Source organism: Providencia sp. JUb39 (assembly GCF_012272845.1).
Lineage (GTDB): Bacteria > Pseudomonadota > Gammaproteobacteria > Enterobacterales > Enterobacteriaceae > Providencia > Providencia lanzhouensis.
The window spans coordinates 126,951-150,747 of sequence record NZ_JAAWXD020000002.1; the positions used below are offsets into that span (position 1 = coordinate 126,951).

The 23,797-nt window shown below is 43.3% G+C and carries 18 protein-coding genes and 7 pseudogenes; 6 read left to right on the forward strand and 19 right to left on the reverse strand.

Annotation, left to right across the window (positions count from 1 at the left end):
• Positions 1 to 83 precede the first annotated feature (83 nt).
• A complete protein-coding gene (locus HFU86_RS19405) occupies positions 84 to 1,292 on the reverse strand; it encodes an IS256 family transposase (RefSeq protein WP_187129937.1) in 1,209 nt (402 codons plus the stop codon).
• 58 nt (positions 1,293 to 1,350) lie between these two features.
• Positions 1,351 to 2,889, reverse strand: a complete 1,539-nt coding sequence (locus tag HFU86_RS19410) for a hypothetical protein (RefSeq protein WP_187129938.1) — start codon at positions 2,887 to 2,889, stop codon at positions 1,351 to 1,353.
• Positions 2,890 to 3,017: 128 nt separating this feature from the next.
• Here HFU86_RS19410 and HFU86_RS19415 point away from each other — a divergent pair, with 128 nt between their 5' ends.
• Positions 3,018 to 3,200: a helix-turn-helix domain-containing protein gene (locus tag HFU86_RS19415; protein ID WP_132497320.1), complete on the forward strand. Its 183-nt coding sequence runs from the start codon at positions 3,018 to 3,020 to the stop codon at positions 3,198 to 3,200.
• A gap of 2 nt (positions 3,201 to 3,202) precedes the next feature.
• On the opposite strand, the gene HFU86_RS19420 is transcribed toward HFU86_RS19415, so the two are convergent.
• The 11 genes and pseudogenes from HFU86_RS19420 to HFU86_RS19470 form a co-directional block, all read right to left on the reverse strand.
• Positions 3,203 to 4,150: an Rpn family recombination-promoting nuclease/putative transposase gene (locus HFU86_RS19420; RefSeq protein ID WP_132497321.1), complete on the reverse strand. Its 948-nt coding sequence runs from the start codon at positions 4,148 to 4,150 to the stop codon at positions 3,203 to 3,205.
• Between the two features lie 173 nt (positions 4,151 to 4,323).
• Positions 4,324 to 4,605 (reverse strand): annotated as a pseudogene (locus HFU86_RS19425) (Tn3 family transposase); the annotation flags it as partial.
• 3 nt (positions 4,606 to 4,608) lie between these two features.
• Positions 4,609 to 4,812 (reverse strand): annotated as a pseudogene (locus tag HFU86_RS19430) (recombinase family protein); the annotation flags it as partial.
• A gap of 152 nt (positions 4,813 to 4,964) precedes the next feature.
• A pseudogene (locus tag HFU86_RS20355) lies at positions 4,965 to 5,401 on the reverse strand (helix-turn-helix domain-containing protein); the annotation flags it as partial.
• 142 nt (positions 5,402 to 5,543) lie between these two features.
• On the reverse strand, positions 5,544 to 6,569 hold the full coding sequence (locus tag HFU86_RS20260; protein WP_187129939.1) for a hypothetical protein: 1,026 nt from the start codon (positions 6,567 to 6,569) through the stop codon (positions 5,544 to 5,546).
• 142 nt (positions 6,570 to 6,711) lie between these two features.
• Positions 6,712 to 7,857 (reverse strand): reverse transcriptase domain-containing protein, encoded by a 1,146-nt coding sequence (locus HFU86_RS19445; protein WP_243699026.1) that lies wholly within the window; start codon positions 7,855 to 7,857, stop codon positions 6,712 to 6,714.
• A 108-nt stretch (positions 7,858 to 7,965) separates the two neighbouring features.
• Entirely contained in the window at positions 7,966 to 10,461 is a 2,496-nt protein-coding gene (locus tag HFU86_RS19450; protein ID WP_243699027.1) for a CS1-pili formation C-terminal domain-containing protein, read from the reverse strand.
• A gap of 99 nt (positions 10,462 to 10,560) precedes the next feature.
• The gene (locus HFU86_RS19455) at positions 10,561 to 11,061 is read right to left on the reverse strand and encodes a CS1 type fimbrial major subunit (RefSeq protein WP_132497323.1); all 501 of its coding nucleotides are present in this window, start codon (positions 11,059 to 11,061) and stop codon (positions 10,561 to 10,563) included.
• Positions 11,062 to 11,078: 17 nt separating this feature from the next.
• Positions 11,079 to 11,825, reverse strand: coding sequence for a hypothetical protein (locus tag HFU86_RS19460; RefSeq protein WP_132497324.1), 747 nt, complete (start codon positions 11,823 to 11,825; stop codon positions 11,079 to 11,081).
• Between the two features lie 212 nt (positions 11,826 to 12,037).
• Complete coding sequence (locus tag HFU86_RS19465; protein ID WP_132497325.1) at positions 12,038 to 12,331, reverse strand: helix-turn-helix domain-containing protein; 294 nt, start codon at positions 12,329 to 12,331, stop codon at positions 12,038 to 12,040.
• Between the two features lie 803 nt (positions 12,332 to 13,134).
• Positions 13,135 to 13,571 (reverse strand): annotated as a pseudogene (locus HFU86_RS19470) (Tn3 family transposase); the annotation flags it as partial.
• 87 nt (positions 13,572 to 13,658) lie between these two features.
• Between HFU86_RS19470 and HFU86_RS19475 the strand changes: the two are divergent.
• Both HFU86_RS19475 and HFU86_RS19480 read left to right on the forward strand, forming a co-directional pair.
• Positions 13,659 to 14,859: pseudogene (locus HFU86_RS19475) on the forward strand (IS91 family transposase).
• Positions 14,860 to 15,034: 175 nt separating this feature from the next.
• A pseudogene (locus HFU86_RS19480) lies at positions 15,035 to 16,587 on the forward strand (Tn3 family transposase); the annotation flags it as partial.
• A gap of 63 nt (positions 16,588 to 16,650) precedes the next feature.
• Here HFU86_RS19480 and HFU86_RS19485 read toward each other — a convergent pair.
• On the reverse strand, positions 16,651 to 17,853 hold the full coding sequence (locus HFU86_RS19485) for an IS256 family transposase (RefSeq protein WP_187129896.1): 1,203 nt from the start codon (positions 17,851 to 17,853) through the stop codon (positions 16,651 to 16,653).
• A 210-nt stretch (positions 17,854 to 18,063) separates the two neighbouring features.
• Positions 18,064 to 18,693 (reverse strand): recombinase family protein, encoded by a 630-nt coding sequence (locus tag HFU86_RS19490; RefSeq protein WP_165906981.1) that lies wholly within the window; start codon positions 18,691 to 18,693, stop codon positions 18,064 to 18,066.
• A 294-nt stretch (positions 18,694 to 18,987) separates the two neighbouring features.
• Here HFU86_RS19490 and HFU86_RS19495 point away from each other — a divergent pair, with 294 nt between their 5' ends.
• Both HFU86_RS19495 and HFU86_RS19500 read left to right on the forward strand, forming a co-directional pair.
• Positions 18,988 to 19,239: a type II toxin-antitoxin system Phd/YefM family antitoxin gene (locus HFU86_RS19495; protein ID WP_132497351.1), complete on the forward strand. Its 252-nt coding sequence runs from the start codon at positions 18,988 to 18,990 to the stop codon at positions 19,237 to 19,239.
• Positions 19,229 to 19,510 carry a type II toxin-antitoxin system RelE family toxin gene (locus HFU86_RS19500; protein ID WP_132497352.1) on the forward strand — a complete coding sequence of 94 codons (282 nt, stop codon included), beginning with the start codon at positions 19,229 to 19,231 and terminating at the stop codon, positions 19,508 to 19,510. Before HFU86_RS19495 ends, HFU86_RS19500 begins: the two co-directional genes overlap by 11 nt.
• Positions 19,511 to 20,190: 680 nt before the next feature.
• Here HFU86_RS19500 and HFU86_RS19505 read toward each other — a convergent pair.
• The 3 genes from HFU86_RS19505 to HFU86_RS19515 all read right to left on the reverse strand — a co-directional run bounded on the left by HFU86_RS19505 (position 20,191) and on the right by HFU86_RS19515 (position 21,875).
• Positions 20,191 to 20,682, reverse strand: coding sequence for a hypothetical protein (locus HFU86_RS19505; RefSeq protein ID WP_187129940.1), 492 nt, complete (start codon positions 20,680 to 20,682; stop codon positions 20,191 to 20,193).
• A 196-nt stretch (positions 20,683 to 20,878) separates the two neighbouring features.
• Complete coding sequence (locus tag HFU86_RS19510; protein ID WP_207910795.1) at positions 20,879 to 21,169, reverse strand: CopG family transcriptional regulator; 291 nt, start codon at positions 21,167 to 21,169, stop codon at positions 20,879 to 20,881.
• 49 nt (positions 21,170 to 21,218) lie between these two features.
• The gene (locus HFU86_RS19515) at positions 21,219 to 21,875 is read right to left on the reverse strand and encodes an AAA family ATPase (RefSeq protein WP_132497353.1); all 657 of its coding nucleotides are present in this window, start codon (positions 21,873 to 21,875) and stop codon (positions 21,219 to 21,221) included.
• A 256-nt stretch (positions 21,876 to 22,131) separates the two neighbouring features.
• On the opposite strand from HFU86_RS19515, the pseudogene parM reads away from it, so the two are divergent.
• A pseudogene (gene parM / locus HFU86_RS19520) lies at positions 22,132 to 22,404 on the forward strand (plasmid segregation protein ParM domain-containing protein); the annotation flags it as partial.
• A gap of 156 nt (positions 22,405 to 22,560) precedes the next feature.
• On the opposite strand, the gene HFU86_RS19525 reads toward parM, so the two are convergent.
• Positions 22,561 to 23,745 carry an IS91 family transposase gene (locus tag HFU86_RS19525; protein ID WP_187129941.1) on the reverse strand — a complete coding sequence of 395 codons (1,185 nt, stop codon included), beginning with the start codon at positions 23,743 to 23,745 and terminating at the stop codon, positions 22,561 to 22,563.
• Between the last annotated feature and the right edge of the window lie 52 nt (positions 23,746 to 23,797).

Consider the following 23,797-nt stretch of genomic DNA (forward strand, 5'->3'; position numbering starts at 1 on the left):
TAAACCGAACCACAGGAATCGCAAGCATAAGCTAGTTGATGCTATGCGCGACCCTGTACACGATTCTGTGTAAATGCCTTTTCTCAGAAGTGACCGTCCAGGCGGTCACCGAACTCGATAATAAAGCGACTCATCGCCATACGCCAGTCCCTCAGCGGCATCGTCCATTTTTGTGAAGCTGCCTGTATCGCTAGCCATACCACTTTTCTCACTGAGTCGTCTGTCGGGAACACCTTGCGCTTCTTGATTGCATGGCGGATCACGCTGTTCAGCGACTCTATGGCGTTGGTTGTGTAGATTACTTTGCGGATATCCGTCGGGTAAGCGAAGAACGTGGCAAGGTTGCTCCAGTTGACCTGCCAGCTGCGGCTAATCTGCGGATACCGGCTGTCCCACGTCCCGCTGAACGCCTCCAGCGCCTGTAGTGCGGCTTCTTCCGTTGGAGGCTGATAGATGGATTTCAGGTCTCTGGTGACGGCTTTATAGTCCTTCCAGGAGACGAAGCGTAGACTGTTACGTACCATGTGCACTATGCACAGTTGGATCCGCGTTTCCGGATAGACCGCGTTGATGGCATCTGGGAAGCCTTTCAGACCGTCGACGCAGGCGATAAGGATATCATTCAAGCCGCGATTTTTCAGCTCTGTCAGGACGTTTAACCAGAACTTAGCCCCTTCATTTTCAGCAAGCCACATGCCTAGCAGTTCTTTATGTCCTTCGATATTAATCCCCAGGGCCAGGAACACGGATTTATTAATGACACGGTTATCCTGGCGAACTTTCAAGACAATACAGTCAAGATAAACAATGGGGTAAATGGCATCAAGAGGACGGTTTTGCCACTCCATAACCTGCTCCATGACAGCATCAGTCACCTTCGAGACCAGCGCCGGAGAGACATCGGCATCGTAGAGTTCCTTGAACGCTGCAGCGATCTCGCGGGTGGTCATCCCTTTGGCATACAGCGACAGGATTTGGTTATCCATCCCGGTAATGCGAGTCTGATGTTTCTTCACCAGTTGTGGTTCGAAGGTTCCGTCACGATCTCGTGGAGTCCGTAGCTCCAGAGGTCCTCCGCCGCTGGCTACTGTTTTTGTCGAGTAGCCATTGCGGGCATTAGAGCTGACCCGGGACTGATTCTTGTCGTAGCCAAGGTGATGAGTCATTTCGGCATTGAGAGCGGCTTCCACACTGACTTTTTTCAGCAGCCGATCGAACTGGCTGAGATCTTCAGGAGTTTTTAGATTTGTGGCTAGTTCGTTAGCCAGAGCCTGTAACTGTTTCTCGTCCATAAATTAACCTTTTTTTGATGTTGAATTGAACATATCAAAATCAGGCAATTACACAATCTTATGTACAGGCTCTCTCATACGACTCCAGTCCCTCAAAACTTACGACCATATTTATACCGTCAGACGTCAAGGCCACTTCGAGCATATCGCCATCGAATTCTGGCACGAACCACAATAGGAAGGGGGTTATAGAAATACCACAATACCCCTGTGCGAAGCACTGTAGATCAAGTCCTTTTAGATTAGTTTTTGAAAGATTTGCTTCAAGGATACCTATGAATTCAACGCCTTGTTGCCACCCTTTCATGACTACGTAGCCACACGTTTTGTGCCGCTTTAGTGCCGTTTTACTAGTTTCACTCATAGCGTGTTCGCTAAGCTCGTCGGCAAGCGATTTGTAAGCCTGATCGACCCTTTCGTTGTAGTCATCAACATTTCTGAAGAAGCTAACTATCCCATTCAATTGCAATTTCCCCTTACCTGACTCCCCCATAAGGTCAGTAAAAGCTTGTTCAGTTTCTATGCACCAGTCCCATACTCGATGCTGTGCATCTTCAAATGACATTTCAAGAAACTCCATTAGGGCAAAGATATAAATCTGAATAAGCGCCCCCATCCTAAATGGAGGCAAAGGCGGGTAACGTGCCTGCTGGGTATCCAAGCTCCAGTGATCAGGGCTGGTCATTCTCAGGGTGATGTAGCAGGCAAAAAAGCAATATTTTACTGTTTCAATTTCAATAACATAGAATTCCCGCCAAGCTATGCCCAGAGAGTCATCACACTCAACTTGAAATAACGGACGCGCACCTCTGACAATTTCAGTGTACAACAGTGTCCATTCAGCGGCACCGCGGTCAGCGTCCAATTCTATAGCTTGATTCTCAAGGGGGGAAAGTTCAGTGCGACGCTTTTGCAGATCTTTATGTTTGGTCTTATTTATAATGCCAAAGTGACCGTTGGATATGTGAGCTATCTCATGTCCAAAAATGAAGCTCAAACCGGTTAATACAAGCAGCTTTGAGAATGCCCCTCTAATAGGGCAATTTGGACGACTAGCGGGGAAGTTTGTTAGATCTTCCTTTACAGGTATGTAGAATGATTGCCCTGTGTTTGTTTCTAGGCTGGGATTGCCTATGTGAGGAAAAATGTTTGGGTTGCACAGCATGCGAGTAAAAATTGCTGATACAAGTGAAATTGTACCAAAATGAATGCCGATGAAGTCTATTTGTTCATCACCCACGCAGGCAAATCCGCCAATATCTGCACAATTGATTATCCCAAATTTCAGCGTTCTGTTCGAATCGTCGTAATGGCGCTGGGTTGCTAACCTTGTGAGGTGATCGAAGAGAGCAAGCTTATTTTCATACAGATGCTTATAGAAAGGATCAACTACGCCGGAATGGTCATAAAGTCCCCCTTTCCTCTCTATAGTAATGGCAATGTCACTTGATACTTCTTGTAGGCTTTTGATGCCAAACTTCATTTTTGTGTCCTTTCTAAGGCCCCATATATTTGTATTTTTGTTAGTATCTAAATTAGCTGAAGAATGTTCATCATAACGCAGAATTAATTTCCTGTCTGTTTTTCGACTTTCCATGTTTACGTTAAGTCTAATATGTGTTTTCGCCCACACGCTCATGTTGCTTTTAATTTATCGTCTTTACGCACAATAAAAACAGTGTTAAAAATGACATAATGACACTTTTAACACTGAAAATAACATACATGACTGGATTTGAATTGAAATTGTGGCGACGAGGAATGAATTGGGATCAGGAACGCGCGGCTGAAGAACTGGGGGTGAGCGTGCGAAGCTATAAACGTTATGAAAAAGCGCAAAACGTCGCTAAACTCATTGAGTTAGCGACGTTTGCGTTAAGCACAAAAAATGATAAAGGAATAGGGTGAGGCTACTGCAAGGAAATGAGCTCTTCGCGGCTTAAACCGGTACTCTCCATGATAAGATCAAGGCTAACACCGTTCTTGAGCAAGTTACGCGCCATATCCAGTTGACGCTGATGTGCAAGCAGTCGTTCTTCTTCACGTCCTTTCTCGATACCAAGCTCAATGCCTTGCTGCAGGCCTTCTTGACGGCCTTTATCTTGTAAGCGCTGTGCAATATTCACGATGACCTCCTGATGTTTATCTGCCTGTTCACTCAATTGCTGGACAATATGTTCAAAGTTGGGGGAGTCCAGTGCAATGAACAGGTAATTGAGGATAGTGATGATGTCGTTATCACTATTATACTGTTGATTGAGCGCTTGTGCCAATAAGGGGATAATCGTGTCAAATTCATCCCGCAAATATTTGTGCTTCATCGCCAGCTCCATCACGGCCACTTTGCGATGATTCACCAACTCATTATCATCAATCACCGTTACATCAACCAACGGGAACGGCTGGGTATATAATTCATTAGCCATATCCGGTAATGGAAAACAATCGGTCCACAATTGGGAATAGGGGTAGGGTGAACGACCACCATGATAAAACAACACTGGCACCACTAGCGGTAACGTTTTATGCCCTTGCTGAAGGTGCTGATTCATGGCCAAGAAAGCATAGTGCATGAGTCTCCAGGCCATGAGTTTATCGGGCGTGGACTGGTGCTCGACGAGAAGATAGATATACCCTTCACCTTCGGTGGTTTGCACCGAATAGAGCACATCGGATAATCGAGATCGCAGCTGTTTATCGATAAACGAGGAATTTGTCAGAGCCAATGTGCTGAAATCACACAACGCTTTGATGTGCTCAGGCAGGTGAATGTCAAAAAAGTCCTTTGCGCTGTCAATCTGCGTCATAAACCCTTTAAAAGCCGCATCATGTGCCGTCGGCGTGTGCTTAGGTTTCATTATTTGGTCACTCACTCCTCACGAAAGAATGTGCATCATAACGCAGAATCGATTTTCTGTCCGTTTTCAAATGTTTTTTTATCTTTTCGGAAATTTGGGGTTTGGGGAGCAATGGAACAGTAAACGCCGTTAATAGGCTATTTTAAATGGCTATTATTTTATTTATCAATAAATTATATATCCTCATTGAAAGCTCTCAGTTCCCCCTTGCTGACAGACTCTGGTACCGTAAAGGAATAGCGGCCCTGCATATTGATATGACCACACTGTAGCGGGGAAAGTTTTTCAACATCTTCATCCTGAACCGGATAGCCTTCACGCTTGAGCTGTTGGATTGCGGCATCCATATAAATTGTGTTCCATAACACAATGATATTGAGCACTAGGCCTAATGCTCCTAGCTGATCTTCCTGTCCCTCACGGTAAGCCTGTCTCAGTTCTCCTCGTTTACCATGATTTTCGGCTATCACGACATCACCAGACTGAAGATCGGCAATCATCCGTAGGAGTTCTGGTCTGTCAATCCTAGCTCCAGATGTTTTTTCACGATAAATACCCGCGATATAAAAACCACTGTCTATAGCCATCTTCTCAAGATTAGCTTGACGGGTTAAATCCTGTTCACACCTACTGACGCGTTCATAGATGCGAGCAATTTTCATTTAATATAGCCCAAATAAGTATAGTTAATTTGGCTATATTAAATGAGGTGGCTAAAAATGGCAATTTGCGATGTAAATTGGCTGGTCTGTTTTTGGCTATTTAAAATGACCACTTAACGGCGTTTACTGTTCCATTGCTCCCCAAACCCCAACTTCACATCAACCTGAACATGGTGCCCTGGAACTTGTTTCTGATAACGTTTAAATAGCGGTTTAGAACGACTTCTCTGATTTTGAGGAAGTTGGTTTAATTTGTTTCTTAACAATACATAGTAGCAGCCAGAGCGTGATATTTTGATGTTATGAAACCGTAAAAGATACCAAGCGATACGTTGGGGACCAAAATGGTAAGTCGTACGCAGATAAATAACCAGCTCTACGAAATGTTTTGCAACTCTTCTGGTTGGATTTTCAGGGTAGGGTTTATTATTGTCTCGCCATCTCGTTCATAAGCTCTTTTCCAAGTATAAAACGTTTCTCTACTGATCCCAAAATGACGACACGTTTTAGCAATATTTTTACTCTCGCGGGCATGATTTAAGATTTTTGTTTTATGTGCAATATCTCGTTTAGCTTTAATGTTCATCATATCTGACCTCCGGCTACAATTAGAAAAAACTAATTGTCAACCGAAGTCCAGACTTTCATATATAATGTGGCGTTATTGTAGCCTAACAGGTTCATCCTTGATTGGCCCTTACGGATGATTATCCCCCCGATCTCCCCCTCGTTTACATTTCCGGCTCGAGGATTAATGTTAGTTGATTAGATATCCGACTGAACCCTACCGGGCGGCATCCGCGTCCGAGGCATGCATGGGAGGCACTTACCGAGATCCGCCCCTCCACCCAACCATCGGGGGCGAGAGGAATAACGCTTTTGGTGGGATGTCTACTTAGGGCACAGGGTATATTGTATTTGGTTCCGTTGATTGTATAAGTTAAGGTTAGCCAATATGCTTCACTTTCACGGAAGGTCCAACTATCTTCACGGAAAGAGCATGCCCCTAATTCATTGTTTGACGTATTAAATTTAATTGATACAGGGTATGCAGACCAGTAGCGAAGAACATGATTCCCAGTGCTCCACAGATGAGTCGGTGCAACTGCCTTGGGGTTAGGCCCCCAATTATTCGTTGTCAGCGTGATCTTCCCGGGTTTAGTCGTGATTAAGACATCGTCCCGGACCTCAGATATTGGGAAGTTTATGTAAGAGGACTCAGTTGATATGACCAATTGCTGATTGTCTTTGTTGCGAATTCCGATAATTCCGCCTTTAGCGACTGGTCCCAAGTCAATTTTAATTGTGCCACGGCCAGTTCCCGTGGTACGAGGTAATTCGCGAAGATCAAATTTGTTTGGTTTTTTATAACGAAATTCAAGTAGTAGGCTGCGTACCCCAAAATTCGTGTAATAGGGTGCATCATATCCCGTAGCCCGTACAAAAGAGGGCGCAGAGAAAACACACGAATTTATTTTATCCTTTACCATAAAGCCGATATGAAAATCTTTTGAAGGCCAGCCGGGTCCGTCTTTCTTCCATGGCCCCCATTCTATAGAACCAGCCGGTCTAGTACAATCACCGGTTAATCCCTTAAAAGATAAAGAGAGGGCGACAGGAGCTTTGATGATCCCCGTTAAGGACATCCCTTTGACACGGTATTCAAGCCCCCCGCCTAGAAATCGACTTATGGCATGAGAGATGGGAATATCCGGAGGAGACGTGTTCACAGGTTTCCATCTGCCATCTATTTCCATAGTATAATCCCCGATTCGACCGTCCGTATCGGTGATCCAGACCCTTGGTTCGACACATAGGCCGGGACCAGACAGGCATGTTTGTTTATAAGATTTTAAGTTAACCGTCGTTCCGTTTGATCCAATACGGAGGGTCAGAGGGCTATCTACATCGTGGTGCGAGTCGGCCAGAGAGTAGTGAGTTCCGAATAATAAGAGGATTGTGGAGATTAACATTCTTCGCATAGTTTTTTATCTTTTGGTCAAAATTTGGTGAGGATGAGTTCACGACAATGGTGTCGCTTCCCATTGCTTTGGTATCCCCCCTATCAATACGGGCTGACAACAGCATTCCATCAGCCCATCGCTTCCATCTCGCCGCATACGCCTGCACGCGATACTCAGCCTCTCTTTTCGACAGACCACTATTTCGCGCTTGCTCAAAAAGCCGCACCCTACGCTCTCGATGGTTATTTAATGCTCTCGACGAAACGGTGGGCCCCTCAGCCCCAAACCATATCCCCAACCAATCAAACCCTTTTTCAATTCGTCCTGTTTGCGTTTTATCCGGGTGTCGCTCAAACCCACTAAGGTTGAAAAAATCCGCCAATTGACCAATACCCCTTCGCAGTTGCCACCGGGTACGTGTAAGTAACAGAAAGTCATCCATATAACGCGCATAAAATACATCCTTCGAATTTAATGAGCCATAATAATTATCAACAGAGTATAATAAACTGGCACCAATGAGGGGGCTCAACGCACAACCGCGCGCAATGCCCTGCCTCGGCGTCACAATTTCTCCCCCCTCTTCAACACAATAATCAACGTATTGGTGTATCAAATTAACGCAGACGGGTTCCATCACATAACGTCTTATCAGCTGCATAACCTGCACTTTACGAATATGCCCGTAGTAGCCACGAATATCCGTTCGATGAACAAACTGGAACTGCTCGGTCTGTAACGCCATCGCAACTTGAGACAAGCTCGTTCTAACTCCTTTACCTCGGACATGAAAGCACCTATCGTGCAGAGGCAGTTCAGATTGAATACGCAAGCTCACCCATTTAAGCACTAACGCATCCCGCGCTGACCACATCGCATTCCGTTGCCTTTCCAGGCCCACCACTAACATGGGAGAAAGACGGTATTCCCCAGCAATCACACATTGATAAAGACGTTCGCGTTCTCGTTCACCCCGCCAACGTAAATCCCAGATATCCGCATTTGCCGGCGCGTGTCTCCGCTGTCGACAAAGCCACTGATACGCGATCGCCCAATCTGGGTCGGTTTGAGATAATCTCAATCGTTATCACTCCCGGGTTATCTTGATACCCCAACCCCCTAACTCACATCCGAAATCAAGTGATATTCATGACACAATGTCCGGTGCTAACACCGGAGGGGCTCTTACTTATGTGCCAACAAACGCAAGCGGGATCCCCGTATCATCGTGCTTGTCTGCCAACTGGGTGCCTTCACAGGTTACGTTACCCGCAAAAATGATCTCATCACGTTTTTGTATATCGGGACGCATATGGATTTCACACTGCACGCCCGATGCGTGTTCAATATTGACCACCGGGTTCGTTTCATGAAGATCTAGCGTAAACATGCCATCCGATGCCGTGATCGTTCGTCCGGCGTGATTAATGACCTTCGCGCCGGCCAGAGGGTTACCTTGCTTATCCACCAAGCGGCCCATGACGGTCACTATCTTCATGACACGTAATTCATGACTACTGACGCCACCACTAACATGATGATAATCAAGATACTGAGGAAAAACGTTCAATGATGGCGCCTCTTCCCCATTAAAATCAATTTGAAGCGTCCCTGGCTTCCAGGCTGAAACCGGAATAAAATTACGGCCGGCTTTTAATGGGATTGTCCCCGACTGATGGTAAGCCACCAAATCGACCGCAGGATCATCGGACTCGACATCCACTATCATCCCCCCGCCTTGATGATCCAGCTCATTACTGGTCAGAGCGGCTTTTCCTTGTCCCAACGCTAACGTACTGCCCACGCTCAATCCACCACTCAATTGATGCCCCATACTGGCGCGTTGCCCCCAAAAACTCCCACTCAGCAGCGGCGCATTAAACTGATTGTAAGTGCTTAATCCTACACCGTGACGATCACCAGTGACCGTCATACTGCTGTGTTTCATCGTCCGGTTTTCCCAATCCTGATTTAAGGTCGCGGAGGCATACAGGTCACGTCCGCCTTGAGCATCCATACGGCTCCCTATGCTTGCACTGGCACTACGCCCCTCGCTACCAAGTGCAAAGTTCGCGGTCAATGCCACTCCTCGATTACGCACATTCTGATGATAAGGTCGATCAAATCCCGCCAACTGTAAATTCACGGGGGCTCCCCCCAACATGACGCGAGTACTGTATCCCGCATCAATGCCAATACCCGTCTCCGTGCTGCGATGAGTCAAACGGACATTCACACTGTTGCTGTGGTTCAAGCGATAATTGCCCGATAGAGACGAGCTGTGCTCTGTCTGTGGGCGTGAGTCATATCTGTTCAGCCCCTCTCTATCTTTCGGTCGATACCAGCTTCGGCTATGGTTGAATGAAAGCGACCCTTGTTCATGTGACCACATCGCCTGAGAATCTAAACCATACCCCGTAACATTGCTGTACCATGGGTTGCTATAGAGCTTTACCTGCGGGTTGGGTTGCCAGTCGAATGAAACCCCCAGTTGTGTTTCTTTCCCTATATGCTGAATGGCCGCCCCTATCATTAATTTAGGGTGGATTAAGTAGTTCAGACTGCTACCCAGCGCTATCCGTTTTTCTTGTTCATCATTGTGAGAGTTCATTAACGCTAACTGCTGACCAATAAAGACATTGTAACGCACGAGTTGATTGGGATTATTCCAGCCGGATGGTTTGTTAACCGTCTCATTACTCCGGCTCGTCTCCTTCCCATCTTCTTTGATAACCACTTCAACATCATAAATCCCCCCCGGTAACGGGCCTGTGTCTAATGCCTGTAAGCCTGGCTTCACGGGTTGAGAATGAATTAAGACCCCATTACGGTAAATTTCAGCAACGCCCTCTCGGTTCGCCGTCACCCAAATGGGGTAAAGGGCTGGCGCATTTCCGTCTTTCATTAACGTATCACTTGTCCCCATCATTAGCCCACCGAGCCTAGGGACACCACTGTTTCGGGTATACGGCTGGCGTAAAACCCCCTGGCTATCCGGGGTAAATATCCCACCCCGATAAAACACGTTCTGACTTTCACACATCAAGTAAAGTGCATTCATGATGAACTGTGTTTTTTCATCGTCAGCCACACGGCGCTCTAATGAATATTGCCCAATGGCACTCCAGTTCTTGATGGCCCCCACCAATCCACCGAGCAAATTGATTGCAGCAGATTGCTGCTGCCCCCCGGAAATGTTGAGTTGATTGGATAACAGTACGCCCGAACTGCCTTTTTCAGGTAACTGATGCCATAATGACTCACTCACCCCGGTAGAACCTCGTCTCGTAATCAGCGTGAGTTGGGCATTCGCAAGATTATAATCGACAGCGGCTAAATCAGCAGGGCATTCACGTTCGCATTGGCCCAATGGCACGGGCTGAGATAAAAGCGTTAACCAACTTTGACGCTCGGCCTCTGTCCATTCACTGTCACTTATATCCGTAAACTGCAACAGTTGTACCCGATCATCTTCACTTAATACGAGCGTAGCATCGCCCAAATACTTATCATCCAGAATCACGCGCGCGGAAATGGGTGAATTAAAAAAATGTGCTCTAAAATCGGATGGCATCATTTGGATCTGATGAGCAAGTGATGTCACTTGATCCATGGCTTGCGCATGTACGCTATCAATTAAATAGAATAGAGCCAATGGGAGAGCCAATGAACCCAAATTATTCACAATTCCCTCCGTCTAAAATAGATAGCAAAACAGGTGTTTTGCTATCTTAATCATTGATTTCATCCGAGCCCGATGAGACTTAATTTTTATTGTTAAGAATCACTGAGCGGTAGTAGCCGGTACGCTATCAAACATCATGGTGATAGCGCCGCGATATTGCCCCCCCACCGGACGGTTAGCGGCTGTATATGCGGCTGTCTGAGAGACGCTCATTACTCGGTTTTTTTCGGTTCTCCCATCCGCCGCTGAAAGCACTTCAACCGCTCCCGCTGCGCCAACAGGCAACGTTTGATTAAATACTTTGATCGTTAACGGGATGGGATCTGCGTTAGTCCCGGAAGACAACATTGCGGCCTCTTGTAAATAGGCTTTAATCGACCCACTTGAGTTTTTCATTTTCAAATCACGCTCGATTGGCGTTAAAGACAATGCCGCTTCGTTCCATGACATTCGCTGAGTGGCTGATTCCCACCCTGTGCCACGCACGTAGAAACTATCATCGGGAACATTGGCTTCGACGGTGAACTGAACCTGTGCGGCTTGAGATGCAAAAGACGAGACCATCATCATAGCGGCGACGCTAATCATTTTTACTGTCATGTTAATTCTCCTAAGAACTATAAGTTAGTATTACCTGATGTCAGGTGTGTTTCTTTCGTACCCTCGCGTAAAGTGTACTGCCATACTTTGCCCGAACTAACGGGCCTTTCCAGGTCCATCCCCGGACGTAACTGATGGTGAGTTACGCTACTGCAGTTTACTAAATCCTTATCACATTCCGTCAATGAACGGATGACAATACTGGCATTACCTTGATTACGAATGTGCAAACGCCCGTTCGTGTTGCTTATTTTTGTATCAAAATGGGCAGCTGAAGGAAGCACGGTCACTACCGTGCCAAATCCGGTGAGTACCGTGAGCCCCGCATTAATGTCATTATTATATTTCTCCGATTCCTCTTTATTCAGGCCAAACTCCTGAGAATCATCCGGGATAACCGGAATATAACGAACACGATAATAGCGTTCTTGACTACGGTCCCCAATAACGACTAACCGATTGACCTGCATGCTTTTTACGGGGATAATTAACCGAGCTGGACTGGAGATCAATCCCGTCCCAATACCGTTAATCAATGCATCGAAATCCTGTTTTTTTTCAGAATACGTCTTCCCGGAAAAGACCATTTCCTCCACCGATACACGAACAAAAGCGGTGGCATCCCCAGAATTATTAATTCTTTTCGCCAAGGTATTTTGTGTGGGCTGGATATATTCGTGTAATTCCCCCACATTGATATCGGGTCCCGCACAGGCAGGCATCACCGACAATGCAATGATTGCGGAAAAAAAAATTCTTAACATGTGTTCCTCTTAGTGCAGAGACTAAAAATAAAGTATTATTGATTGACAAATGGGCTTCTCACCATATCAACTTACGAAACCCACCGTACTGTTTATGCTTATGCGCATCTACGCATGCTGATACATATATTGACGCCAGTGATGGAGGCAGTTAAAGATCACTCGCCTGGTTTTAGCCCCGTTAAAGTCCCCGTATTTTGTCTCGACGTTTCTTACCAAGATAACCACGAGGGGGATTCGGCATAAATGACTTGGTGGATAAGTTCATCCCACTGGAGGTCTAAAGCGTGAACCATTTTGCGCATCATCAGCAAATTCACAGTGGTTAATCCTTGCTCATACCGAGACACTTGTTGCTGGCTCAAATTTAATCGCGTGCCAAGTTCAGTGCCTGTTAAGCGTTTTTGTTCCCGAACGTAACGGAGGTAACACCCAAATCGGCGACGTATTTCTTGCTCACTCATCCTCTTGTCCGCTGATATCATTGTGTTTTGTTCAATTGTCATCTTAGCGTTATCCTATTGATAAATACCCTATTAAAGCCCTTGCCATCGATGTTAATCATCTCTTAAGACCTCGTTATTTGTCTGTCAATGACTAACTCAACGTCTTTTTTCTTTTCTAAGTCTCGGCAAGTTTTTTTACTCGGTAAATAACCCGTTAAAACGGTTATCCAGAATAAGTGTAATTAGTATAAAAATGTTATTTTTTCGTGTCTTTATGTCAATCCAATACATTAACAAAACCAACAATAACAAGAATTAACGAAACAAACACCGCAATACGACAATAAAAAACGAATTATTTCACTGGTAAATAGTTCTTAATTCCGTAAAAATAAAAATAATTAGCATAAAAAAACAAAGGCACACTTATTATTGAAGAAAAAAAACATAAAATATTTGTTTTTTATTCACACCTCATCAAATTACACGTAAAAGGAAAGTAACAACCTTACTCTCCCCGTCACATTAATTCGGAATAACCTTAATTGATTAATAATAATTGATAATTGATTTGTAAACTAAATTAAAAATCAAAATAATCTATCGACACGATAAAAATAACAAATTAAAGCGAGGTAAACACCAATAAATTCACTAAATAAAAGATAAATAACCTGAATGTTAGTGTTTTATTCTGAGAAAAAAGCAGCGATAGGGTGAGGAAATATTCCCGCCTGTTTTTTATCAAAAAAAATTAATTAATCATCCCTCATGGGGTTCTACGCCGGAACCCCAGATTTTTCCGTTATCTGAGCTAGTACAGGAAAGGGCGTTCATATAGGGGTCAGTTTGGATATCGAAAATTATTGTACGTTAAAGCTATTTTTTGACCTTTCGACTTTCGCAGGTCTCAACCTCCGAAATTTACAGGAAGCCGGTATCCTATTGCTTTTCCAGATATAATCACCAGTCAGATTTATGTGTGCCCATCCTAACGGCGACAAGTGTGACAACAGTTGCTCGTTGATCTTCATCCCCTTACGTTTTAGGGCATAGACAGCCCTTTCCATATACACCGTATTCCACAGGGATATGGCCGCAGTGCAGGATCGCGGAACCAATCGAGCATAAACAGGGTTCGCTCAATGCGGTCAATTTCTCTCAGTGCTTTAGCCAGCCCGTTCTGTTTGGGATAGCTAGCAAACTTTTTCAGCATTAGGGATGCTGTCACTGTTCCCTGCTTTATTGAGGTGGCCAGACGCAGCACATCACGCCAATGCATTTCTATCTCTTTCAGGTTGAACATAAGCACGCCGTTGGCGTGAGCATCGCGGCAAAGCCGCTCTATTTCTAGGCAACTCCCGTCTCGTCTTTTATACTCTGCGCTATGTATATTCCCAGCCCCGCTAAACTGCTATTTCAATACGATGACGGATGGGATCGCTTCATCGAAAATAATCACGTCGATGAATGGCAACTCCTCTGTGTCGAAAAGATGCTCGCTTGTAGCACCTGCGCTATGGGCGTTCGCCGTTATTGCTGTTCTTCTCCTGAATGCACCCATTCACGCTTCTTTTGCCAAACCTGTAAATCTAAAGCCTGCAGTGCCTGTGGTCTCCAAAGGTACCGAACAATGGATCGCCCAACAGCGTCATATCTTGCCGGATTGCGAATGGCAACATATCACTCTCACCATGCCTCACCTGCTTTGACCTTTCTTCAACAATAACTGACCCTTGCTCAACCGACTCTTTCGCTGTGCAACGCGTGCTATGCTCAAACACGCCAGACGCCTTGGGCTCGAAATCGGTATCTTTTGCGCCCTCCACACCTACGGTCGCCAACTCAATCAACATCCGCATATTCATTTGTCAGTGACCCGAGGCGGTCTCACCAAATACGACACCTGGAAGCCCATTTTCTTTAAAAAGAAAGACGTCGAAAAGGTCTGGCGCAGTGCCGTCGTTCGACTCCTTCGAGACAGCTATTTTCAATTACTGCCCAACACATTACCCGGCTTTGGGCATATTCGTGATTATCCGACCTGGTGTCGTTACCTCAATGCCCAGTTCCAGCGCTATTGGAAACTGCATTTTGCTAAAAAGACCCGAGGCGCGTGGCACAACGTCAAATATCTTGGGCGTTACTTAAAACGACCTCCTATCTCGGCTTCTCAATTGAAACATTACAGTGAGGGCACCGTGGTTCATCATTATTATGACCACCATAGCCAACAATACCGACGACAAACCTTATCCCAAGAAGAAATGATACGACGTTATGTCAGTCATATCCCAGCGCGGCATTTTAAGATGATCCGTTATTACGGTTTTTTAGCCAATCGAAAACGTGGATGCTTGTTACCTAAAGTGTATTACGCGTTGGACATGATACATCCTAACGTGCCTGAAAAACCGGGCTTTGCAACACTAATCAAAGGTTTTTTAAACACCGATCCGTACCAATGCATTTTATGTGGCAACCGACTGCGATTTATGAGTGCGGAAAAAGGTCTACACGCGGTGACTTTACTGTCAGAAAGGCGGGATAAAATGGCTAAAAATCGATGGTTACAAACCGCGGCCTAAGAGCTGTGTGCCTATTATTTCAGTTTTTGGTTAAAAATAGTGCGATTACGCGTTAGCATCGTTAAGTTTAAATACGATAGAGACTCTTTAGCAGACTTTGATACCGAAACATATCGTTATTAACTCATTAAACTGTTAATCGAATTTCCTAACCATCAAGGAGCTTCAGCTTACTATTTATGTCTCGCCCAGTTGGCGTTATGCAGATCCACGGACAGGGCTTATTGAAGGTAAGGAGTGGGAAGCACTGCGTCCTATAATCTGTCGTTCTCTGGGGTTATCATCAACTCCAGGGGCTACTCTGTCCGCTATTACAGCAGAACTGGAATCAACTTATCGTGATGTGTTGAACCGATTACCGGAAAACCCGGTAGTGAGGTTTGTAGAAAACGGCGATAAAACTGAGCTGATCCTGAGTCCTTTGGATGCCATTGAAGAAACCCCATCACTGGTTGCTCTGAGACAAAAGGTGGCTGATATGCTGCCGCGTGTTGATTTGCCTGAACTGATATTGGAAATCGATGCTCAGACACATTTTACCGGAGCCTTTACTCATTCATCAGAACAAAGCTCTCGTGTATCAGATCTATCTGTGCCCTATTAATGGCCGAAGCCTGTAATACCGGGCCTGAGCCCTATATACGTAACGATGTCGCAGCACTAAAGCGTGATCGCCTGACCTGGACAGACAGTAATTATATCAGGGATGAAACCATCCAGGCAGCCAATGCTGTTCTGGTAGCAGAACAAAAAGGGATCCCTTTGGCAAATGTCTGGGGTGGTGGCGAGGTAGCCTCAGCTGATGGTATGAGATTTGTTGTTCCTGTTCGTACAGTACATGCAGGCCCCAATCCTAAATACTTCAAAGAAGGGCGTGGAGTCACATGGTATAACCTGATTTCAGATCAGTATTCCGGGATAAACGATATCGTTGTTCCTGGGACTCTCAGAGACAGTTTAGTCATTCTAGCCGTCGTTCTTGAGCAACAAACAGATCAGATGCCATACCGAATAATGACCGATACTGGCGCATATAGTGATGTTATCTTTGGGCTTTTTCGCCTATTGGGATACCGTTTTAGCCCAAGGATTGCAGATACGAGAGGCGCTAGATTTTGGCGGACAGATCCTAAAGCGAATTATGGCCCGTTTAATGCAATATCTTCACATCGCCTTAATTTTGGGAAAAAAACAGAGCCTCACTGGGATGATATCCTGCGCCTGATAGCCTCCCTCAAGCTTGGGTGACTGAACGTTATGTCCATAATGAAAACATTACAAACGGGTGATAGGCCAACCAGTCTGGCGCAGGCTATAGCCGAAATTGGCCGCGCGGATAAAACCATCCATATGCTGACTTACCTCGATGATGAAAACAAACGGCGAAGAACATTGCAACAACTAAACCGTGGAGAGGGACGACATGCGGTGGCTAGGAATGTTTTTCATGGTAAACGAGGAGAACTGAGACAGGCTTACCGTGAGGGACAGGAAGATCAGCTAAGAGCATTAGGCCTAGTGCTCAATATCATTGTGTTATGGAACACGATTTATATGGATGCCGCAATCCAACAGCTCAAGCGTGAAGGCTATCCGGTTCAGGATGAAGATGTTGAAAAACTTTCCCCACTACAGTGTGGTCATATCAATATGCAGGGTCGCTATTCCTTTACGGTACCAGAATCTGTCAGCAAGGGGGAACTGAGAGCTTTCAATAAGGATATATAATTTATTGATAAATAAAATAATAGCCGAGGGCGTTCAGAATTCTGTGTCACGTTAATTTAATAATTACAACGTTATCACATTATCGAGACGCCCTTCAAAATATATCGATAACTGGGATAGAGCTAGATTCCAATTTTGGATTGGCATCGTCCACTTCTCCTGTGCATTAAGTAATCCAAGATACAGCAATTTTAATAGACTATTTTCGTTGGGGAATGCCCCTTTGGTTTTCGTCAGCTTACGGAACTGACGGTGTACAGATTCGATAGCATTTGTTGTGTAAATAACCTTGCGGATGCTCTCGGGGTAACGGAAGTAAGCGGATAAATTGTCCCATTTCCGGCGCCAGCTTTGGATAACGACAGGATATTGCTGCCCCCATTTAGTATCCAACTCATCCAATGCGGTTTCTGCCGCTTCCTTTGAGACGGCTCGATAAACAGGCTTAAGGTCTGCCATAAACGCTTTATTGTGTTTTGAGGCTACATATTTGATTGAGTTGCGGATTTGGTGAATGACGCACAACTGAACTTCCGTTTGAGGATAGATACTGTTAATTGCATCAGGGAAGCCTGTCAGCCCATCAACGCAGGCAATCAGAATATCTTTTAGCCCCCGATTTTGCAGGTCAGTCAGCACACTAAGCCCAAAATTAGCACCTTCACTTTCAGAGAGATACAGACCAAGTACGTCTTTTTTGCCCTCTAAATTGAGGGCGAGAACAGTGTAAACTGCTTTGCTCACATAGCGCCCGTCTTCTTTCACTTTGTAGTGAATGGCATCCAGCCAGATAAAGGGATAAAGCGCCTCTAGTGGTCTCTGTTGCCACTGCTTAAGTTCAGGGATAACTTTATCAGTCACCGCGCTAATCGTGGCAGCTGATACGCTGAATGCATACAAATCTTCAATTTCTCGGCTAATATCCGTGTAGCTCATACCAAGGGCAAAAAGACGTGTGATCTTGTGTTCAATCTCATTAGATAGCGTTGTTTGGTGTTTTTTCACCAATTGCGGTTCGAAAGAGCCATTGCGATCGCGTGGAGTTGCTAGCTCAAAGTTACCTGTTGGGGTTTTAATCGTCTTTTTGGTAGCTCCATTTCGACGATTAGCTTCAATGTCATTGAGCAAATGAGAATCTAATTCAGCGGATAATGCGGCTTCAGTTAGCTGTTTAATCAATGGGGTCAGGATACCGTCTTTACCAGTTAAAGCCTGCCCCTCTTGAAGTGCTTTTAGGGCTTTATCAAAATCGAAAGGTTGTGTCATCAGTCATTCCTTTTTGAGGTAGTTTACCGGAATGACACAGAATTTCTAACACTCCCTAATAGCCATTTAAAATAGCCTATTAACGGCGTTTACTGTTCCATTGCTCCCCAAACCCCTAGAACGAATAGGAGTTAACATCAGATCCCCAAATCATCGAAAAGTCCAAATTTTGCTCATAACACATTGATATCATAACTATGGATAGGTCATTTATTTCGCTGCTTTAATCGATTTTGATACCTTTGAAATCGTATGTCTTGAACAACCTATCAGGTTTTCTATCTGACTATAGCTTTTCCCCTCCATCAGCAACCCTTCAATTTTTTTGTGTAATATTTTATTGTTCGGGCGACCTTTATATTTTCCTTCTTGTTTGGTTTTTTGTACTCCTTGGGCTTGGCGACGACGTCTATCTTCATAATCCTTTCTCGCAACCGCAGCCAGCATGTCTAACATCATACCGTTAAGAGCCGTGAGCATTCGTTCTGTAAACGCATCAGTGCTACTCATAAATTGATAACTGGTTGGAAGATCTAAAGACACAATCTTTAGCCCTTTATGTCCAATGATATATTTTAATTTTTCCCAGTCATCCGTATTCAAGCGGCTAATTCTATCCACTTGTTCAACTAATATAATATCACCTGGCATGACCACATTGAGCAAGCGGAAGAGTTCTGGTCGGTGAAGTTGAGCGCCCGACTCATTCTCCTCAAACCAGCAGGCAATTTGCAGCCCCATTCCCTCCACAAACCTCAATAGTTCTTTTTTTGCTCTAGACGCATCTTGCTCATGCGTTGATGCGCGAAGATACCCATAAATTCGTGTATTTGTATTCATCGGTGCACTATACATTGGTGTTGTTATATCAGTGCATTATACATCTGTTTTTCATACTTACTACACTAGAGTTTACTTAGTGAAGTTAAGGTATACCTTTATTGAACTATTTCTTTTTGATAAAAGAAAAATTCTTGGTCTTATGTCTTATTCGCTACCGCGGTTAAAACTTCGATTCGCTATGCAGACAAGCTGCATTTTAGATTAAAGTTTCCACCTTAAAATAAAGATGCTTTTAAAAGTACTTTTAAAGGTGTTATGATGAGACTGGAATTATTACTTAGGATATAAAAAATGACTTATCAAATTTTGAGTGATACTGCAGCGAGCATTACCGACTTGAAGAAAAATCCAATGGGTACTATTGCCGGAGGTGAAGGGAACCCGGTTGCTATTCTCAATAGAAATGAACCTGCATTTTATTGTGTACCCCCTGAACTATTCGCATGGTTTATGGAGTTAGCTGAAGATGCTGAACTCAATAAAATTGCAGATGAACGATTAGAATCACTTGATGCAGTGAGCGTGAGTATCGATGACTTATAAGCTTGAGTTTGATAAACGGGCGTTAAAAGAGTGGCAAAAACTGGCTCCCCCCATTAGAAATCAATTTAAAAAGAAATTAGCAGAACGTCTTGAAAATCCTTTTGTGTCATCAGCTCAACTGAGTGGTAAACATAATCGTTATAAAATAAAGCTACGATCATTAGGTTACCGCTTAGTTTATGAAGTGATAGATGAGAAAGTTATTTTGTTGGTCATTGCTGTTGGTAAAAGAGAGGGTAATGCTGTCTACTTTTCGTCGAATGAGCGTTAATATAAAAACTCTCATCTTGTGATCTTATAGATAAGGTATCATTTAAATGACAAGCATAATTTAAATGATACGAGACTAGAGCATTAGGTCATACCTACAATATAGTTATACTTTAATGAGAGGTTAGGTGTGAGCTATTCGCTCGATGAAAGTTTAATGAGGTTCTACATTGGAACAGCCGAAACTTTCAAAATCATTAATTTTGGTAGTTAGATCGTTTTGTTCGTAAAACTGTCGTTAACTGAGCAGGAAAGCAATGACCATTTGGTACGAAATATACTAAATCCAATACAAAAAAATCTAATCCATAATGCTGTATATTCCTGAGGTTTCAGTATAAGACCTCTTACTCATATCTTACTTTTTTATTTTCCATAATATCTTTAGTTACCACTGCTTTTTAATATTTAAATAATATCAACTTAATATTAAATTAACTATAAATAACATTAAAATAATATTACTTTATGTGTTGTTCCCTTGAGTTTGAAATCCATAAAAACAAATTTATCAAGTGATTAGTTCCAGTTATCATTAATCTGGATAAGATGTGTTACGTGGTAGGGAATGTGCATTGAGGATTATAGTGGGCAAGTATGCCTGAATAAAGCGATACGTTTATAGAGCTTTAGCGTCCACCGCAGGTAGCAAATGTTTTTCTAAAATATGTTTCTTTTAATCTAACTTTCGGCCACTAATTTTATATCAGAACTAAAACCTGATCGCGTTGGGTTGATCAGTATATTTTTACTACCTACTGATGTCCGTAAGCCCCATAGGGAAGCTGCGCGACACATTATTAATAAAATTTTCCCTTCTTCAGCTTTTGGAATAAGTGTTTCTCTTAGATATTTTTGAGATTGCCAGACACTAGGTAAGCAATTAGCTATCTTTCCTACCTTCGTCATATCTTGTGATACATAAGGAATTAAATTTAACACTGAAATATTTTTACTTGCTACTACACGATTTCCATTAAATAACGTGTTAGCCCGTGATTTAAACCAATTAGTCCATCCATCTAACTGATATGGATAATCCTGTCTTCCTCCTAGTTGTCTTCTTAGTGTTTCGATATGCTCAGAATTGGTTATTGTAAAGCGCGAATCTGTATCTATCGTCACTTGGATTTGCATAACAAAGAATAATTTTTGCTGTAGTAATTGGCCCAAAATATGGATCAGAGGGGAAATCAAAATTAAAATCTAATGATGATATGCTTTCTAATTCATTAAACACATCAATATCAAGCGGATGCTTGTTCTATTGATATTAACTGAATTCCAAAATGATACTATAGACAACGTTATGCAGCCTTCTTAAAGAAAATCAATTTAAATTTGATAGTAAATTAATATTATATTGATATTAATTTACTGTTTTTTTACCTTGAATTTGTAGGCCATAATTTAAGGCATTTATGCATGACATATTGATCCATGCTGCTCTAGACTGACCATTTTCTGCGGCGACAGCATCAATTTGTTCTATGAGTTCTGGGGCCATCGTTATTGTTATCTGATGTTTTTTGCCTTTAACAACTCCCTTTTTTTCCTTTGCTTTTCCATCTGGTGCAGCATTAATAAAACTTGTTGCTGCCTCATCATTTAAACTTGTTGCTACATTGCTCGTAGGTTTTTTTCTAAACTTAGATGTCATAACTTGCCTCATTAATTTAATATTATTATAATATTATCATGGGTGTTTTTTAATGTTTGTATAATATTGACATAAGATTGTCTAGCTCTGTTACCGCTATCTTATCTCTGCCCTTTAATTTTAATTCGTCAACCGTTCTACCGCTTCCTGCTGCATTCGCAAATGCTTTTCTTTGATAAATTACAGTATCAAGAACAGGAATGTCATCTTGGTAGTCTTTCATCATTTCTATCATTTCAATATTATCTGTCGAACGAGCGTGCGTATCGCCTTTGTTTAGTAATGAGTAGCAAATCAAATTATCCCTGATACTTCTTGCTTCTCTTATTAAGGCCACATTTGCATCCATAGCCCATGCTTCAAAACTACCTGGTGCTGAAGGAACAATTAAAATGTCTGTAATTGTTAATGCGGCTCTCATTGCTGTTGAGTCTCGCCCTCCACACTCAATGATGACATCATCATAATTATCTTTTTGTAGCTGAACTTGGCTTCTTAGTACTGGACCTTCAGGGTAATGTGAACAAGCTATACCAGGCTCTATCCCATCTTCAGATCTAACCAAAATCGCTGTTTGGGATGAACCTTGTTTATCTCCATCAACAAGCCAGACCTTTTTACCTTGCCTAGCTCTGGCTATGGCAATATTGACAGCCAGTGTTGATTTACCTACCCCGCCCTTTGTATTCGCAATTGTTAATATCATAATGCATCCACTTTAATATTGATCTCATATTTAATAATAGAAGTATTGAAAATAAAGTCAAATAATTAATTTCATGTTATTTTAATATTAAATCAATACCAAATACAATGCTTGTTAATTTCATTTTAATGTTGATTTGATTTTTTTGAGTGCTAAAGTTGATAAATACTCAAAATGAGTTTCAGATAAAAACTACTCACTTTGATAAAGAAAAAACACAAACTAAATACTCAATCTGAGTTATACGTGAGGGTGTATGAAATTATATTGCGACGATGGTTCTACAAATGTGAAGCTAGCATGGTTTGATAAGCAGGCACTTCAAACTAAGTTATCAACGAACTCATTTAAAAAAGGTTGGAAAATTGAAGGATTAGGTGGAAAGGGGACGTTTAACTATGAATTGGATGGTCAAAAGTTCACTTATGACGAGGTCAGTGAGCAGGCCATTAGAACGACTCATATTGAGTATCAGTATACAGATGCGAATGTCCTTGCTATCCACCATGCATTGTTAAGTAGTGAGCTTGATGGTTAGGAATCTCAATCAATGCAGTGACGCATTAATCGCGAGTTTTGAGCGCTATATTTCTATTAAATTCTGACTGTTTTTTCGTTGATTAACCATGAGAGCAGTCATTCGCTTAAATTATCATCTAAAAGCCTTATAACAGGTACACTGACCCTAGATTGCCGTTTGTAACCATCGCTTTTTCGCCATTTTATCCCGCCTTTCTGACAGTAAAGTCACCGCGTGTAGGCCTTTTTCTGCACTCATAAACCGCAGTCGGTTCCCACATAAAATGCATTGGTACGGATCGGTGTTTAAAAACCCTTTGATAAGCGCTGCAAAGCCCGGTTTTTCAGGCACGTTAGGATGTATCATGTCCAACGCGTCATACACTTTAGGTAACAAGCGTCCACGTTTTCGATTGGCTAAAAAACCGTAATAACGGATCATCTTAAAATGCCGCGCTGGGATATGACTGACATAACGTCGTATCATTTCTTCTTGGGATAGGGTCTGTCGTCGATATTGTTGGCTGTGGTGGTCATAATAATGATGAACCACGGTACCCCCACTGTAATGTTTCAATTGAGAAGCCGAGATAGGAGGTCGTTTTAAGTAACGTCCAAGATATTTGACGTTGTGCCACGCGCCTCGGGTCTTTTTAGCAAAATGCAGCTTCCAATAGCGTTGGAACTGGGCATTGAGGTAACGACACCAGGTCGGATAATCGCGAATATGCCCGAAGCCAGGCAATTTATTCGGTAGTAACTGGAAATAGCTGTCACGCAGGAGGCGAATGACGGCACTACGCCAGACTTTTTCGACGTCTTTCTTTTTAAAGAAAATGGGCTTCCAGGTGTCGTATTTGGTGAGACCGCCTCGGGTCACTGACAAATGAATATGCGGATGTTGATTAAGTTGGCGACCATAAGTATGTAGCGCACAAAAAATGCCAATTTCGAGCCCTAGGCGCTTGGCGTGTTTGAGCATAGCACGAGTGGCGCAGCGAAAGAGTTGGTTGAGCAAGGGCCAATTATTGTTGAAGAAAGACCAAAGCAGGTGGGGCATAGTGAGGGTGATATGTTGCCATTCGCAATCCGGCAAAATATGGCGCTGTTGGGCGATCCATTGTTTGGTACCTTTGAGACCACAGGCACTGCAGGCTTTAGATTTACAGGTTTGGCAAAAGAAGCGTGAATGGGAGCAATCAGGAGAAGAGCAGCAATAACGTCGAACGCCCATAGCGAGCATCTTTTCGACACAGAGGAGTTGCCATTCATCGACGGGGTTGTTATCGATGAAGCGATCCCATCCGTCATCGTATTGAAATAGCAGTTTAGCGGGTCTGGGAATATACATAGAGCAGAGTATAAAAGACGAGACGGGAGTTGCCTAGAAATAGAGCGGCTTT

What these genes read in the sequence shown, in the direction of transcription:
- HFU86_RS19405 (WP_187129937.1), bottom strand. Translation starts at nt 1,292, where the DNA reads ATGGACGAGAAACAGTTACAGGCTCTGGCTAACGAACTAGCCACAAAT.
- HFU86_RS19410 (WP_187129938.1), bottom strand. Translation starts at nt 2,889, where the DNA reads ATGGAAAGTCGAAAAACAGACAGGAAATTAATTCTGCGTTATGATGAA.
- HFU86_RS19415 (WP_132497320.1), top strand. Translation starts at nt 3,018, where the DNA reads ATGACTGGATTTGAATTGAAATTGTGGCGACGAGGAATGAATTGGGAT.
- HFU86_RS19420 (WP_132497321.1), bottom strand. Translation starts at nt 4,150, where the DNA reads ATGAAACCTAAGCACACGCCGACGGCACATGATGCGGCTTTTAAAGGG.
- HFU86_RS20260 (WP_187129939.1), bottom strand. Translation starts at nt 6,569, where the DNA reads ATGGAAATAGATGGCAGATGGAAACCTGTGAACACGTCTCCTCCGGAT.
- HFU86_RS19455 (WP_132497323.1), bottom strand. Translation starts at nt 11,061, where the DNA reads ATGACAGTAAAAATGATTAGCGTCGCCGCTATGATGATGGTCTCGTCT.
- HFU86_RS19460 (WP_132497324.1), bottom strand. Translation starts at nt 11,825, where the DNA reads ATGTTAAGAATTTTTTTTTCCGCAATCATTGCATTGTCGGTGATGCCT.
- HFU86_RS19465 (WP_132497325.1), bottom strand. Translation starts at nt 12,331, where the DNA reads ATGACAATTGAACAAAACACAATGATATCAGCGGACAAGAGGATGAGT.
- HFU86_RS19485 (WP_187129896.1), bottom strand. Translation starts at nt 17,853, where the DNA reads ATGACACAACCTTTCGATTTTGATAAAGCCCTAAAAGCACTTCAAGAG.
- HFU86_RS19490 (WP_165906981.1), bottom strand. Translation starts at nt 18,693, where the DNA reads ATGAATACAAATACACGAATTTATGGGTATCTTCGCGCATCAACGCAT.
- HFU86_RS19495 (WP_132497351.1), top strand. Translation starts at nt 18,988, where the DNA reads ATGACTTATCAAATTTTGAGTGATACTGCAGCGAGCATTACCGACTTG.
- HFU86_RS19500 (WP_132497352.1), top strand. Translation starts at nt 19,229, where the DNA reads ATGACTTATAAGCTTGAGTTTGATAAACGGGCGTTAAAAGAGTGGCAA.
- HFU86_RS19510 (WP_207910795.1), bottom strand. Translation starts at nt 21,169, where the DNA reads ATGACATCTAAGTTTAGAAAAAAACCTACGAGCAATGTAGCAACAAGT.
- HFU86_RS19515 (WP_132497353.1), bottom strand. Translation starts at nt 21,875, where the DNA reads ATGATATTAACAATTGCGAATACAAAGGGCGGGGTAGGTAAATCAACA.
- HFU86_RS19525 (WP_187129941.1), bottom strand. Translation starts at nt 23,745, where the DNA reads ATGTATATTCCCAGACCCGCTAAACTGCTATTTCAATACGATGACGGA.